The sequence below is a fragment of the Parendozoicomonas sp. 209JJ7-1 genome, assembly GCF_058147085.1.
Genome location: NZ_JBYVJU010000126.1, coordinates 1 through 637, shown reverse-complemented (window position 1 = coordinate 637; position 637 = coordinate 1). Strand labels below are relative to the sequence as shown.

2 protein-coding genes are annotated in these 637 nt (G+C 45.1%); both read right to left on the bottom strand.

The window, feature by feature from the left end; translation table 11 throughout:
• Window positions 1–25 precede the first annotated feature (25 nt).
• Window positions 26–307, bottom strand: coding sequence for an addiction module antidote protein (locus tag ACY2RQ_RS19695; protein WP_490114718.1), 282 nt, complete (start codon window positions 305–307; stop codon window positions 26–28).
• 3 nt (window positions 308–310) lie between these two features.
• A complete protein-coding gene (locus tag ACY2RQ_RS19690) occupies window positions 311–610 on the bottom strand; it encodes a type II toxin-antitoxin system RelE/ParE family toxin (RefSeq protein ID WP_490114717.1) in 300 nt (99 codons plus the stop codon).
• Window positions 611–637 lie beyond the last annotated feature (27 nt).

Sequence of the window (637 nt, the reverse complement as noted above, 5' to 3'; positions counted from 1 at the left end):
TATTGTTAGGCGCGGGGAACTGGATTTAGCCAGCAATAGCTAGGCGAACTTTGAGAGCACGCAAAAGCCTGTGAATGGTGTCCCATTTTGGCTGGACTTTACCACTGAAAGTTTTATAGAGACTTTCTCTATTAAGTCCGGTTTCTTTGGCTAATGTGCTGATGCCTTTATGCTTTGCAACATGACCGAGAGCAATGATGAAAACACTTGGGTCTTCGTCAAGGTATGCTTCGGTCAGATACTCAGCAATCTCGTCTTCCCCTTGCAGGAAATCTACTGGATTGAAAGCTGATAGTTTCTCTCCCATAACTTAATCCTCCAAGTCATTCAATATGTCTTTAGCCTGCTGTATATCTCTTGCTTGGCTGGATTTGTCGCCACCGCAGAGCAAAATCACAAGCTTTCCATCTCGGATTGTGAAATAAATTCTGTAGCCTTTTCCTACAAAAATCCTCATTTCACTCACCGCACCACCAACAGGCTTAACATCACCAAGATTTCCGGCTTCTGCGCGGGTAAGCCGCATAGCTATAGCTTTCCTCGCTTGGCGATCCTTAACCTTGGCAAGCCACCTGTTGAATGTTTCTGTCGATACAATCTCGTAGCTCATATTGGGAGTGTAGCCTATAGGCTACTG

Bases quoted from the DNA above. Each gene is read 5' to 3' on its own strand.
- ACY2RQ_RS19695 (WP_490114718.1), bottom strand. From the start codon at position 307: ATGGGAGAGAAACTATCAGCTTTCAATCCAGTAGATTTCCTGCAAGGG.
- ACY2RQ_RS19690 (WP_490114717.1), bottom strand. From the start codon at position 610: ATGAGCTACGAGATTGTATCGACAGAAACATTCAACAGGTGGCTTGCC.